13 protein-coding genes and 1 riboswitch are annotated in these 13,439 nt (G+C 61.0%); of the genes, 7 read left to right on the forward strand and 6 right to left on the reverse strand.

Annotated features, from left to right (window positions below; all coding sequences use genetic code 11):
• Positions 1-38 precede the first annotated feature (38 nt).
• Together QE453_RS06710 and QE453_RS06715 are read left to right on the forward strand one after the other, a co-directional pair.
• Positions 39-953, forward strand: coding sequence for an inositol monophosphatase family protein (locus QE453_RS06710; protein WP_022563562.1), 915 nt, complete (start codon positions 39-41; stop codon positions 951-953).
• A gap of 48 nt (positions 954-1,001) precedes the next feature.
• A complete protein-coding gene (locus QE453_RS06715) occupies positions 1,002-1,628 on the forward strand; it encodes a dual specificity protein phosphatase (RefSeq protein ID WP_022563563.1) in 627 nt (208 codons plus the stop codon).
• A 115-nt stretch (positions 1,629-1,743) separates the two neighbouring features.
• Here the strand turns inward: QE453_RS06715 and QE453_RS06720 are convergent, their stop codons facing one another.
• The 6 genes from QE453_RS06720 to argE all read right to left on the reverse strand — a co-directional run bounded on the left by QE453_RS06720 (position 1,744) and on the right by argE (position 8,386).
• Entirely contained in the window at positions 1,744-3,201 is a 1,458-nt protein-coding gene (locus QE453_RS06720; RefSeq protein ID WP_309776549.1) for an NAD-dependent succinate-semialdehyde dehydrogenase, read from the reverse strand.
• Between the two features lie 15 nt (positions 3,202-3,216).
• Positions 3,217-4,260, reverse strand: a complete 1,044-nt coding sequence (locus tag QE453_RS06725) for a tartrate dehydrogenase (RefSeq protein ID WP_072493623.1) — start codon at positions 4,258-4,260, stop codon at positions 3,217-3,219.
• A 13-nt stretch (positions 4,261-4,273) separates the two neighbouring features.
• Positions 4,274-5,737 (reverse strand): aldehyde dehydrogenase, encoded by a 1,464-nt coding sequence (locus QE453_RS06730; protein ID WP_034498365.1) that lies wholly within the window; start codon positions 5,735-5,737, stop codon positions 4,274-4,276.
• A 192-nt stretch (positions 5,738-5,929) separates the two neighbouring features.
• Complete coding sequence (locus tag QE453_RS06735) at positions 5,930-6,286, reverse strand: cupin domain-containing protein (protein WP_004438300.1); 357 nt, start codon at positions 6,284-6,286, stop codon at positions 5,930-5,932.
• 30 nt (positions 6,287-6,316) lie between these two features.
• On the reverse strand, positions 6,317-7,240 hold the full coding sequence (locus QE453_RS06740; protein ID WP_309776550.1) for a glyoxylate/hydroxypyruvate reductase A: 924 nt from the start codon (positions 7,238-7,240) through the stop codon (positions 6,317-6,319).
• A gap of 21 nt (positions 7,241-7,261) precedes the next feature.
• Positions 7,262-8,386 (reverse strand): acetylornithine deacetylase, encoded by a 1,125-nt coding sequence (gene argE / locus QE453_RS06745; RefSeq protein WP_262622372.1) that lies wholly within the window; start codon positions 8,384-8,386, stop codon positions 7,262-7,264.
• A 224-nt stretch (positions 8,387-8,610) separates the two neighbouring features.
• Here argE and QE453_RS06750 point away from each other — a divergent pair, with 224 nt between their 5' ends.
• The 5 genes from QE453_RS06750 (at position 8,611) to QE453_RS06770 (ending at position 13,307) form a co-directional block, all read left to right on the forward strand.
• Entirely contained in the window at positions 8,611-9,489 is an 879-nt protein-coding gene (locus QE453_RS06750) for a GNAT family N-acetyltransferase (protein ID WP_309776551.1), read from the forward strand.
• A 125-nt stretch (positions 9,490-9,614) separates the two neighbouring features.
• A riboswitch (cobalamin riboswitch) is annotated at positions 9,615-9,849 on the forward strand.
• Positions 9,850-10,007: 158 nt separating this feature from the next.
• A complete protein-coding gene (locus QE453_RS06755) occupies positions 10,008-11,039 on the forward strand; it encodes an ABC transporter substrate-binding protein (protein WP_037091027.1) in 1,032 nt (343 codons plus the stop codon).
• Positions 11,036-12,064, forward strand: a complete 1,029-nt coding sequence (locus tag QE453_RS06760) for an iron ABC transporter permease (protein ID WP_037091029.1) — start codon at positions 11,036-11,038, stop codon at positions 12,062-12,064. The genes QE453_RS06755 and QE453_RS06760 overlap by 4 nt, the downstream gene beginning before the upstream one ends.
• Positions 12,061-12,858, forward strand: coding sequence for an ABC transporter ATP-binding protein (locus tag QE453_RS06765; protein ID WP_037091030.1), 798 nt, complete (start codon positions 12,061-12,063; stop codon positions 12,856-12,858). Before QE453_RS06760 ends, QE453_RS06765 begins: the two co-directional genes overlap by 4 nt.
• Complete coding sequence (locus tag QE453_RS06770) at positions 12,855-13,307, forward strand: pseudoazurin (RefSeq protein ID WP_309776552.1); 453 nt, start codon at positions 12,855-12,857, stop codon at positions 13,305-13,307. Before QE453_RS06765 ends, QE453_RS06770 begins: the two co-directional genes overlap by 4 nt.
• The last annotated feature ends 132 nt before the right edge of the window (positions 13,308-13,439 follow it).

Raw genomic sequence — 13,439 nt, forward strand, 5'->3', positions numbered from 1 at the left:
GCGCCGCCTCCTCCTTTTTGCGAATGAACGGAATGGACATGCCGATGCAGACCTCATTGAGCGAACGAAATCCTGGAGATGAGGGCGCTTTTTCCCGCTCCGTGCGGTTGATGAAGATCGCCGAAACAGCGGCGCGTGCCGTGCGCGATCCCCTGCTTGCGGCATTCCGATCGGATATGACGGTGGACTACAAGGTCGATCTCCACGATATCGTGACTATCCACGACAAGCGCGCAGAGGCCGCCATTCGCACCATCATTCTCGAACGGGAACCCAACTCGGCCATCATGGGTGAGGAGGGCGGCCAGATCGGTAGCGGTGAGGTGCAATGGTATGTCGACCCCATCGACGGCACGGCAAATTTCGCCCGCGGCCTTGCCTTCTGGTGCGTGTCCATTGCCGCTGTTATCGACGGGAAGGTTGTTGCCGGCGTGGTTTATGACCCTGTCGCGGAGCAGATGTTTTCGGCCGATGTCCAGGCATCTTATGTGAACGGCGAAAGGCTGCGCTCGCGCAGCGTCTCGGACGAGACACGGGCGACGCTCATCACCGGCTATCCCGTCTCGCGCGATTTCCGGCTGGATGGGCGGGAAGCGGCGCTCGCCAATTTCGGTACTCTTACTGAGACCTTTTCTACATTGCGCCGGCCCGGCAGTGCTGCGCTCAGCATTGCTCACGTCGCGGCGGGCTGGACGGATGCGGCCGCTGGTTTCGGCGTCAACGCCTGGGATGTGGCAGCCGCCATCCTCATTCTCAAAAATGCCGGCGGCACCTATGAACCTCTCACTCTTGGAAAGGTGGCGGAAGGCGCCGCCGAATTCCTTTGCCCGGGTTATATAGCCACGGGTGAGGGGGCCAACTATCCGACATTGCAGCGGGTGGCACGAGCCATATCCGCAAGCCGCAGCGCCAAGACGTCGGTGCAACACGGGCCAACCGCCGCAGAAAACTGAAAAAGCAAAGATATGATGGCTGCCGTACCGGTGCCGGGGAGACATGACATGCCGCAACCGCAACAGACCATAGCCCGAGAGCAGGAGAGCGGCGAACTGCCGAAGCTCAGCCGCATCTATGAACGGCATCCGCTTTATGGTGTCGATCTCTTCATTTCGGGTAAAGAGGGTGCGAGCGACCTCAATCTTCTGCGTCAGAACGGCATTACCACCGTCGTCAATTGCGCCGTCAATCTGGACTTCAATTTCGTGGAACAGTCCGATGTGGTTTCAGATCATGAAGGCAGCGTCTATGGGCCGGGCGAAATCCGATATTACAAGATCGGTCTGATCGACGGGGCCGGAAATCCTGATACCCAGATGGTGGCAGCCCATTATATTCTGCGGGCGGCGCTGGAGCAGATTCTGCCGGAAAAACCATCTTACCCCCGCCGGGAGCGCGGCAATGTGCTCATCAATTGCCGGGGCGGTCGTTCCCGCTCTGTCGCCGTCGTCGCGCTCTTCCTCCATCTTACACTGCCAGCGGAGTTTCCGGCCCTGGGCGACGCGATAAGCTTCGTTCGTCTGAAACGAGAACTGCCGGAAAATGAGTGGTATAAGGCTCCGAAACCCGTCCTGGCCGAAGCCGCCCGCCGGGCTGCCGGCTGGATCGCGATGATCGACGCGGCCCACTGAAGAAGGCGCTCATTCGGGCCGCGCTTCCCATTCCGCACAGGCATCTCGTTTTTTGTCGATCTGCAAAAAAGAAGGGTCGCTGGGCGACCCTTTAGTCGGGGATGGGAAAGAAGTATCAGGCAAGTCCGCCGATATGGAACGTCTTTATTTCCAGATATTCTTCGATGCCGACCTGCGCGCCTTCGCGGCCAAGGCCGGATTGCTTGACGCCGCCAAAAGGGGCGACCTCAGTGGAAATCGCGCCGGTGTTGAGGCCCACCATTCCGAATTCCAGCGCTTCACCCACGCGCCAGGCGCGTCTGAGGCTTTCAGTGTAGAAGTAGGCCGCAAGCCCAAACGGGGTGCCGTTGGCGATGGCGATCGCCTCTTCTTCCGTCTCAAAACGGAAGAGGGGAGCGACCGGGCCGAAGGTCTCTTCGCTTGCCAGACGCATGCCGGTCGTTGCGCCGGTCAGCACAATGGGGGCGGTGTATTGCGGACCTTCGGGTAGAGGGCGGGGTCTGGTGATGATCTTCGCACCTTTGGCCACGGCATCTTCCACATGGGCGCGGATCTTCGCTATGGCCGGCTCATTGATCATTGGGCCGACGGACACACCGGCCTCCGTGCCGGGACCGACCCGCATGGCATCAACGCGATCCGCCAGTTTTTTTGCAAAGGCGTCATAAACGCCTGCCTGAACGAGAATGCGGTTGGCGCAGACGCAGGTCTGCCCACCATTGCGGAACTTCGAAACGAGCGCGCCTTCCACGGCCAGATCGAGATCGGCATCGTCGAAAACGATAAAGGGCGCGTTGCCGCCCAGTTCCAGCGAGAGCCGCTTTACACTGTCGGCAGCGCCTCGCATCAGGATTGAGCCAACGCGGGTTGAGCCCGTGAAGGAAATTTTCCGCACCGTCTCATTCGCCATGATTTCGTTGCCGATATCGGTCGGCATGCCGGTCACGATGTTGATGACACCAGCGGGAATACCGGCCCGTTCGGCGAGAACACCGAGCGCCAGTGCCGAATAGGGCGTGAATTCAGAAGGCTTGATGACGACGGTGCAGCCGGCGGCAAGTGCGGGTGCAACCTTGCGCGTGATCATCGCGTTCGGAAAGTTCCACGGGGTGACGATGCCGCAGACGCCGACCGGTTCTTTCAGCACCACAATGCGCCGGTCCGGTGTCGGTGAAGGGATGGTGCTGCCGCCAATACGGCGAGCTTCTTCCGCGAACCATTTGACGAAGGATGCGCCATAGCGGATTTCTCCCTTCGCCTCCTCAAGCGGCTTGCCCTGTTCCGTGGTCAGGATCAGCGCAAGATCGTCCATATGCTCGATCATCAGGGCGAACCATTTTTCGAGAAGGGCCGCCCGCTCGGCATGGGTCTTTTTTCTCCAGGGGCCGAAGGCCGCATCGGCGGCCTCCACCGCCGCCCGGGTTTCCCCTCCGCCCATATCCGGCACGCTGCCGATGACTGCCTGCGTTGCCGGGTCGATCACGTCGACCGCCTTGCCCGATGCCGCTGCCTTCCATGCGCCGCCGATCAGGCCGGCCTGGCGAAAGAGATCCCTATCCTTCAAACCTTGCATCATCTGTCTCCGAAATCAGTCGAGCGCTGCGAGAACTGCAGCCGTTATGGCGTCCGTCTCATCCCTGCCCGGCACGGTGCCGATACCCCGGCCGGTCGTCGTTTCCAGTGCGGCCATAATCCGAGCCGCGGCATTCTTTTCCCCGAGATGCTCGAGCATCATCGCCCCCGACCAGATGGCGGCTATTGGGTTCGCGATGCCGAGATGGGCGATGTCAGGCGCTGAACCGTGCACCGGCTCGAACATGGAGGGCGCGCTGCGGTCGGGATTGATATTGGCGGAGGCGGCAAATCCGAGACCGCCCTGAATGGCCGCGCCCAGGTCGGTCAGAATATCGCCGAAGAGATTGGAGGCGACGACGACATCGAGGCTTTCCGGCGCCATCACCATGCGCGCCGCCATGGCGTCGATGTGGTAGCTGGAAACCTCGACACCGGGATATTCGGCGGCGAGCCTGTGCGTTACCTCATCCCAGAACACCATCGAATATTTCTGGGCATTCGACTTGGTGATGGAGGCCAGCTTGCCGCGACGTTTCTGCGCCTGTTCAAAGCCGAAACGCAGGATGCGCTCCACGCCCGTCCGGGTGAAGATCGAGGTTTCCACGGCCACCTCATCGTCTGTGCCCTGATGCACCCGGCCACCGGCGCCGGAATATTCGCCCTCGGTATTTTCGCGAATGCAGAGGATATCGAATCGATCCGCCTTCAACGGACCTTCGACACCGGGAAGCAATCGGTGCGGTCGGATATTGGCATATTGCACGAAGGCCTTGCGGATCGGCAGCAGCAGGCCGTGCAGAGATACCGAATCCGGAACTTCGGCCGGCCAGCCTACGGCCCCGAGGAGTATGGCGTCGAAACCGCGCAGGGTCTCAATACCGTCCTTGGGCATCATCGCGCCGGTTTCCCGATAGAAGGCGCAGGACCAGGGGAACTCCGTTCCTTCAAGCGCAAAACCGGAGGTTCTGGCGGCGGCGTTGAGTACCTGCCATGCGGCATGAGTGACGCTCTTGCCGATGCCGTCGCCGGGAATGAGTGCGATGCGATGCGTTTTCAAGAAATTTCCCCTGTCACAGTCCAATTAGGACGCTCTTGCTCTTGCGGTTGGCGAGATAGGCTTCCCGTCCGAGATCCTTGCCGATGCCGGAACGTTTGTAGCCGCCGGTAGGCAGAATGTGGTCGCGCGAGCGGCCGTAACGGTTGACCCAGATCGTACCCGCCTGGATGGCGCGGGACAGGCGCATGACGCGTGAGACGTCACGGCTGAAAAGACCCGCCGCCAGACCGTAGGTCGGATGATCGGAAAGCGAAAGAGCCTCTTCTTCCGTGCGGAAGGTCTGCAGCGTCAGCACCGGCCCGAAGATTTCCTCGGTCACGGCGGGGGAGGTCTGGTCGACGTTTGCGATCAGTGTCGGCTGGTAGAAATAGCCGGGGCCGTCCATGATCGCGCCACCGGTAAGGCATTCGCCGCCATGGGAGACCGCCGCCTGCACGATACCGTCGATGCGCTTGCGCTGCACCTCGGAGATAATAGGCGAATATTGCGTTGCCTCGTCCCAGGTGGGCCCGGGCTTCACCGCCTTCATGCGGGCGATGATCGCGGCGGAGAGGGCATCTGCCGCACTGTCCTCCACGAGGATGCGCGAGCCGGCCACACAGGCCTGCCCGGCATTGGAGAGAATATTGGCGGCGATGGCCGTCGCCGCCTTTTCGATATCCGCATCGGCGAAGACAATCTGTGGGCTCTTGCCACCAAGTTCCAGCGTCATGGGCTTGATCCCTGTACGGGCGATATTGGCCATGATGGCGGCTCCCGCGGCGGTGGAGCCGGTGAAGCTCACCTTGGAAATCTCGGGATGGCCGGTGATGGCGTTGCCCGTGACGGGACCGTCGCCCAGCACGATGTTGATGAGGCCGGCGGGTAACCCGGCCTTGATCGCCAGCTGCGCCATGAAAATACTGGAGAAGGGCGTCATCTCCGAAGGTTTCAGCACCACGGCATTGCCTGCCGCAAGCGCCGGGCCAAGCTTCCAGCCAGCCATGGAGACCGGAAAATTCCACGGTGTAATCGCACCCACCACGCCATAGGGCTCCGTCATGATCATGCCGAGGCTCGTGTCGTCGGTCGGCACCAGATCGCCGCCTTCCTTGTCGGCGAATTCGGCGAAGAAGCGGATTTGCTCGGCGGTCACGGCGATATCGCCGGCGATCAGTTGGCCCACCGGCCGGGTCGAGGACAGCGCCTCGATCTTTGCCAGCGTCTCGGCTTCCTGCTCTATCAGGTCAGCCCAGCGTTGCAGGACCCGGGTGCGCTCGCGCGGGCGCACGCCGCCCCAGTTGCTGCTTTTCAGTGCGGCCTTGGCCGTTTGCACCGCTTCATCCACCAGGGCTGCATCCGCCTTCGGGCACCCGGCATATGGGGCCCCGTCCGATGGGCGGTGCATGTCGATACCGTTTTCAGCGGTGACGAGCCTGCTGCCGATGAAGTGGCCGATTGGCAGGGACAGGCTGTCTGGATCGAAGCTCAGCGTCATGGGAAATCCCCTTTGAATATGCCCTCAAAGCTAATTCCTGTCGGCAAGCGAAATCGACCGACTGCAGCCGTGGCAGTGAACGAAAATCCCGTTTTACCGTTGCCAGACAGCGCAATCTTTGGTGCGTGCTGCCTGTGGTCTCTCGCCGGTTCCCGTTGTCGCGGGCAACCTGGAAAACCGGCGAGATACGCCTCATCCGTTCACTGTGACGTAGATTTTGCGCACCGTCTCAATGGTCTTCCAGACGCCGACGAAACCGGGTTTCATTACGAAACTGTCGCCCGCCGTATAACGTTGCGGTTCGCCGCCATCAGGGGTGATTTCGATGACGCCGGCCAGAATATGGCAGAACTCGAAGGTCTCACCTTTGATGGAACGGCTTTCCCCCGGTGTCGCTTCCCAAATGCCTGTCTTCACGGTTCCGTCGCGAGCTTCGTCAAGCGCCCAGGTCTTGAACGACGGGTCGCCTGCAATGAGGCGTTCTGGCAGCGCCTTGGAGGCCTTGGGCTCGAAATCGGGGTTGGTATCGATGGGCTTGAGAAGCGGCATGGATTTTCCTTTCTGAAACAGGCGTGATGATCAATATCCGCGGCGGCGGTCGACAAGGCCGAGCGGTTGAAGACCGGACTCGTGGCGTTTGATGTTTTCGACAACGGTGCGTGCCGCGGAATGGGGCTGAGTGACGCTGGCGATATGCGGCGTCAGGAGAATTTTGGGGTGGGTCCAGAAAGGATGGTCTTCGGGCAACGGTTCGGGATCCGTAACGTCGACCACTGCACCCGAGAGCCGGCCTTTATCGAGCGCATCGAGGAGTGCGCCGTGATCGAGCTGTCTGCCACGTCCGGCGTGAACAAGTCCCGCGCCATCGGGTAAAAGGCTCAGGCGCTGGGCGTTGAGAAGTCCGGTGGTCTCGTCCGTCAGCGGCAGCAGGCAGATGAGGATGTCGCTGGTGGAGAGTATGGCTTTCAGCCCGTCATCGCCATGGTGACAGGTGACGCCATCGATCTCGCGCGGCGACCGGCTCCAGCCGGCGAGCGGAAAGCCGAAAGTTCTTAACCGCTCTAGCGCTGCGACGCCCAGCATGCCGAGGCCAAGAACGCCAATCCGGCATTCTTCTGCCTGCCGTTGCGGCAGCGCCTTCCACAACTGCTGCCGCTGCTGTTTCAGATAGGCGGGGAGATTGCGGTGAAGGGCGAGCACGCCGAGGCAGATATATTCCTGCATCATGCGGATGATCCCCTCATCCACCATGCGTACGACTTTCACCGTCTGCGGGACCGTATCGATGTGAAACTGGTCCACACCGGCCCCGATCGAAAAGAGGATTTCGAGGTTACGATAACGCGCTATATCTTCCGGCACCGTCCAGGTGATGAGGTAACGGACTGCATCGGGATCGACCTTGGAGGCATCCATTGCGAAGGGGAGATCCGGCAATTCGTCAGCCAGGGCCTGCCGGAAGATTTCGCCGCGTCTGGCGTCGGAGTTAAAGAGAAATGTCATCTGATCCGTGGTTTCGAGGGTTCAAGCCGTGCAGCGCCGGCCGAGCATTTCCAGCATCGACTGGCAGGCGGAAAGTTCGCCCGCTGTTATGAATTCGTCCGGTTTATGGGCGCGGCCGATATCGCCGGGGCCGCAGATGATGGCGTCGATGCCCGCTGCCTGAAAGAGCCCGGCCTCCGTGCCATAGCTGACGGCCGCGAGACCGGGAGTGCCGGTCAGTTCCTCCAAAAGCGAGGCAAGCGGGGCCTGGGCGGGAAGCGACAGCGCCGGATAGGCGCTCATCGGCAGCCATTCGATATCGACACCTGTCGCGGTGAGCGCCTCCACGCGACGTCGTACCGGCTCCAGCAGGTCGATTGGCGAGACGCCTGAAATCGCCCTTGCCTCCAGTTCGATGGCGCAATGATCGGGAATGATGTTGATCGCCTGTCCGCCGTTGACGGTACCGATCTGCAGGGACGAGTAGGGCGGCTCGAAGGTCTTCTCTAAAGGACCCCGGGTCAACGCGTCTGCCGCCTCCACCGCCGTCGCGATGATGCCTGCCATCAGATGAATGGCGTTCACTCCCTGATCGGGCCGTGAAGAATGGCCTGACCTGCCACGGATGCTGACCCGCGCCGCGGCTTTTCCCTTGTGGGCACGCACGGAACGCAAATTGCTGGGCTCGCCGATAATGGCGCCCGCCGGTGGCGCGCACAGTTCCGGCAGGCGCGCGATGAGATGGGGAACACCGCGGCAACCTGCCTCCTCGTCGTAGGAAAAGGCGATATGCACGGGGCGCTGAAGCGTCATGCGCGAATAGGCAGGGGCTGCGGCGAGGACGGTTGCCAGAAAACCTTTCATGTCGGTCGTCCCGCGTCCGTAAAGCCTGTCGTTTTCCGTTCTCAGCCGGAAAGGATCGGAAGACCATTCCGGTTCTCCGGCGGGTACCACATCCATGTGGCCGGACAGAATGTAACCGGCCCGATCGGCCGGTCCGAAGGTGGCGAAGAGATTGGCGCGGTCTCCCTCCGGCCCCGGAATCACGGATACTCTTGCGCCATGGCTTTCCAAATATTCGGCAATCCATCCGGCAATGTCGCCATTGGCCGTTCCCACCACGGACGGAAAGGCGACGAGACGCTCAAGGATTTCGATTGCGTTCATGGTCGTCCCCGTTGGCCCGTTATGATGGCAGCATTGCTCATTGCAAAAGCTTAGAACGGCCGAAGGCGTTTATCTGCTGAAAAGCGAGGTATTTCGGTAGATTGTTGTGTCCTTCCAGTGCTTTCAGAAAATTCGTGCTGGCATGGCTCGTTATCCTCGCACGTCATGGCTTGGACGCCGGGAACGCTGGTTCCCCGCGCTGGAGGGAGTGAGAGCCGTTTGCGATGGAGCTGCTCAAAGTCGATAGTTTCGAGTTGCGGACCGTGGATATTGCCGATGTGGAGGCAGATCGTCTGCACGCCCTCTCCATGGCGGTCGGATGGCGCTATCACGCCAATGAATGGTGTTTCCTGAGGCAATGCGGTGTCGGTCTCGCTGCGCTGGACGAGATCGACCGTGTTGTCGCGACAGCGATGCTCTTTCCCTATGATCAGGGTTTCGCGACGCTCGGCATGGTCATCGTATCGCCACGTCTGCAGGGGCGTGGCGTGGCGCCCTGGCTGGTGCGGCAGCTTCTGGCGAAATACCCGGCAACCGTCTTGCGGCTGAACGCCACGGACGTTTCACGTCGTCTTTTTGCAGGGTTAGGCTTTTCCGGAGATGCGGAAAAGGTGCAGCTGTTTCGGGGCAGGGCGCGCTCCCCCGTGCAGACACCGGGGCTCGGCAGAAAGCAACGGATCGAGCCCCTCTCGGAAGATCATTTGTCGGCGGTCGTGACGATTGACCGGGTGGCTTTGGGCGTATCGAGGCGGGGCGTGCTGCAACGTCTTCTGCGCGACAATACTGGCTATGGCCTTTTCGAGGTCGATCGTCTGGTGGCTTTCGCGCTGCGGCGGGCGGCCGGGCGAGGTCACATCGTCGGTCCGGTCGTCGCAGTTGAGGAGAAAGATGCGGTCGCGCTGGTGAGTCGGCATTTTGCCGATCTGGACGATCAGCTCGTCCGTCTGGATGCCGTGCAAGACCAGGGCGTATTGACCGATTTTCTGACGCAATCCGGCCTGGTCGTGATCGAAACTCTTACCACCATGTCGAAACAGACGCCGCAGCCTGCGGGTTCGGGTCCGGCGAGGATTTTCGCCCTTGCGGGTCCATCGCTGTGCTGAAGCGCAGTTTTGAACCGCCTCAATTCGACTGATTATGTGGTGGTCCTTTTTCGGGCGTCGCCCGACGCGATGCGTTCCGCTGCGCTAGAAACATGCTTTGATGATTGACGCACTGCCCCTTGACCCTTATGTGAGAAAGCGACGGTTCCTGCAGCCGAAAGGCGAAGGGATTAATAGGGAACACGGTGCGGGTGATGATTATCGCCCAATGCCGTGGCTGCCCCCGCAACTGTAAGCGGATTGCCGCTCATCCTCGTGACGCCGATGGCGTCATGCCACTGCATTCTCCGGAATGCGGGAAGGCAGATGAAAGGCGCAAATCCGTGAGTCAGGAGACCTGCCGTCAAAATATAAACCATCGTTACGGGCGGGGAAGCCCGGAAGAGGAGATTGTAATGTTATTTCATAACATTTGGTTTGCGTCCTGTTACCGTTCTCCGTACAAGACGTTCCGTGGTTGCTGCGCGTTCTGACGCCGCTGCTCTGGAACAAGCGATTTCATTTCGATTGGAGAACACATGTTTCATTCTGGACGCCTGCCGGTCCGCGCCGGCTTTCTCGCTGCTGCGCTTGCAGTTCTGCCCGCCGCCACCGCCAATGCTGCGGAAACGGTATATCCTTTGACAATCAAAAGCTGCGGTCACGACATCACCTTCAAGCAGCCGCCCGCCCGCGCCGTCTCCGTCGGCCAGAGCACGACTGAGGTTCTTTATCTGCTCGGGCTGGCCGACAAGGTCGTTGGCACGGCCCTGTGGATCGGCCCGGTCCTTGCGGGCTATGAGCAGGCCAATTCCAGGGTGGAGCGTCTGGCCGACAATGATCCAAGCTTCGAGGCCGTCGTCGGAAAGAGGCCGGACCTCGTCACAACGCAGTTCCAGTGGCAGATCGGCCCCGAGGGCGTTGTCGGTACGCCAGCGCAATTCGCCGAACTCGGCATTCCTGTTTACACCTCGCCGGCAGATTGCGTGGGCAAGGACAATTCCGGGGGCGGCGACGGCGTGCGCAAGACCGGCTTCACAATGGATTTGATCTATCAGGAAATCCGCGACCTCGCGCAGATTTTCAACGTCCAGGATCGCGGCGAAGAAGTGGTCAATGATCTCAAAAAACGGGAAGATGCTGCCCGCGCGAAGATTGCTTCCGCAAACGGCAAGCTTTCCGCCGTGTTCTGGTTCTCCAGCGCGGAACTGGATATCGATCCCTATGTGGCGGGCCGCAATGGCGCGCCCGGCTACATCATGTCGGCGCTCGGCCTGAAGAATGTGATCGAGAGCGACGAAGAATGGCCAACGGTCGGTTGGGAAACCATCGCCAAGACCAATCCTTCGGTGATTGTGGCCGGAAAGATGGACCGCCGCCGTTTCCCGGCTGACGACATCGCCGTCAAGCAGAAATTCCTCGCCACCGATCCCGTGGCCAGCATCATGCCAGCTGTGAAGGAAGGTCACGTCTTCGAGATGGATGCTCAGGCGATGAACCCGACCATCCGGACGATCGAAGGCATTGAAACGCTGGCTGAGGCAATTTCGGCTGCCGGTCTCGCCAAGTGAGCGGGTTTTCAATCCATCTCGGCAGAGGAGGGCTGGTTTTTGCCGCGCTCGCCCTGCTGCTAGGCGCGCTGATGGCCGGGGCGGCCATCGGCGAAACCGCCATTCCATTCGATGTGGTGGCGAAAACCATCGCCAACCGGGTGTTTGACGCCGGTTATCCGCTGGAACCGCTGGATGAGGGAATTGTGTGGAGCTATCGTCTCAGCCGCGCCGTCGTGGCCGCCTGCTGCGGGGCTTCACTGGCGCTTGCCGGCGCGGTTCTGCAATCGCTGCTGCGCAACCCGCTTGCCGACCCCTATATCCTCGGTATTTCCGCGGGCGCCTCCACCGGAGCGGTGGGCGTGGCCCTTCTCGGCTTTGGGGCGGGCTTTCTGACAATGCCGGCGGGGGCACTGATCGGTGCCTTCGTCGCATTCTCGCTTGTCAGTCTTCTGGCGGTGCGTGCAGGGCACGGCAACAGTGCCATCATCCTGGCCGGGGTGGCTGGTTCGCAACTGTTCAATGCCATGACGTCCTTTATCGTCACCAAATCCGCCAATGCCGAACAGGCGCGCGGTATCATGTTCTGGCTGCTGGGGAACCTCTCGGGTGTGCGCTGGCCGGATGTGTGGCTGGCCCTGCCGGTCAGTGTTGCCGGTCTTGCGGTTTGCCTCTGGCACGCCCGGGCGCTTGATGCTTTCGCCTTCGGCGGGCAGGCGGCTGCCTCGCTCGGCATTCCGGTGCGGCGGACCTATGCAGTACTGATCTCGGTTTCGGCGATCATGACGGCGGTGATGGTCTCGCTGGTCGGGTCCATCGGCTTTGTCGGCCTCGTCATTCCCCACGCGGCACGCATCTTCGTCGGCGTCCGCCATGGGCTGCTGCTGCCGGTGACAGCATTGACCGGTGCAGTATTCATGATCATCGCCGATATTCTCTCCCGCATTGTCATTCCCGGGCAGGTGCTGCCCATCGGCGTTATCACCGCGCTCGTCGGCGCGCCCGCCTTCGCCTTCATCCTCGGACAGAAGAGGGGACGTTCGTGAAGCTATCCGCTCATGACCTGAAATTTCGCGCAGGCAATATCGACATCGTACGCGGTGTCTCGCTCGATGTCGGCTCCGGAGAGTTTCTCGGCATAATCGGCCCGAATGGGTCCGGTAAAAGCACGCTGCTCTCCATGCTGGCCGGCATCCGCAAGCCGCGCCACGGTCACGTCATGCTCGGCGGCGATCCGCTCGCCTCCCTCGGACGGCGTGAACTCGCTCGCCGGCTGGCTTTTGTGGAGCAGCAGGCCGAAACCACCGAGCGCATCACGGCACGACAGGCGGTGGAATTGGGGCGCACGCCCTATCTCGGTCCACTTTCGGCGTGGTCTGCGCATGACGACGCGATCGTCGAGGCCGCGCTCGATAATGTCGACATGGCCGACAAGGCGGAGCGCAGCTGGCACCACCTTTCCGGTGGTGAGCGCCAGCGACTGCATATCGCCCGCGCATTGGCGCAGGAGCCCAATATTCTGCTGCTGGACGAGCCTACCAATCACCTCGACATCGGCCACCAGATCGGCTTGCTCGATCTGGTGCGCCGGCAGGGATTGACCGTTGTGGCGGCCCTTCATGATCTCAATCACGCCGCCATGTTCTGCGACCGCATCGCCATTATGCATCGCGGTGAGATGATCGCCATCGGCGCGCCGCGCGAAGTCCTGACGCCGGCAACGATAGCGTCCGTCTTCGGAGTGGAATGCGTTGTGACGGTTGATGGAAGCGGCCTTTCGCACATTCGTTTTCTGCCGGCCCACGGACGGGCCGATCATGCAAGAAAGGTCATGGCATGATGAAATTGCTTAGGCTTGCAAGAGTTGCAGGCGTTGCCGTGCTCATGGGGTCGGGTTTATCCGCACATGCCTCGGCAGAAACCTTCGAGGTGAAAATGCTGAACAGGGGCGAGAAGGGCCCAATGGTGTTCGAGCCCGATTTTCTGGAGATCGCCGCCGGTGATCGCGTACGCTTCGTGCCGACCCACAAGAGTCACAATGCCGCGACCGTTGAGGGGATGGTTCCTGAAGGTGTGGAAGGTTTCAAAAGCCGGATCAATGATGAATTCGAGACCGGTTTCGACAAGCCGGGTTTCTACGGTATCAAATGTTCACCGCATTATGGCATGGGCATGGTCATGCTGATCAAGGTCGGCGATGCGACCCTGCCGCAGAGCTACCGGACGGTCGATATGCCGGCTCGGGCAAAACCGCGCTTCGAGGAACTTTTCGAGCGCGCGAAAAAATGAGGTGCCGGTCAGTCCGTGCAACAGGGCCGGGAAATGATCCGCCCCCCAGTCACCGTTGCGGATTGGTGATCAGACGACAGTCTTCTACGGTCAGGGACTTGACGCTCTGGATCTCACGATCTGGCCTGAGGA

Source organism: Agrobacterium sp. SORGH_AS_0440 (genome assembly GCF_031453135.1).
GTDB lineage: Bacteria > Pseudomonadota > Alphaproteobacteria > Rhizobiales > Rhizobiaceae > Agrobacterium > Agrobacterium pusense.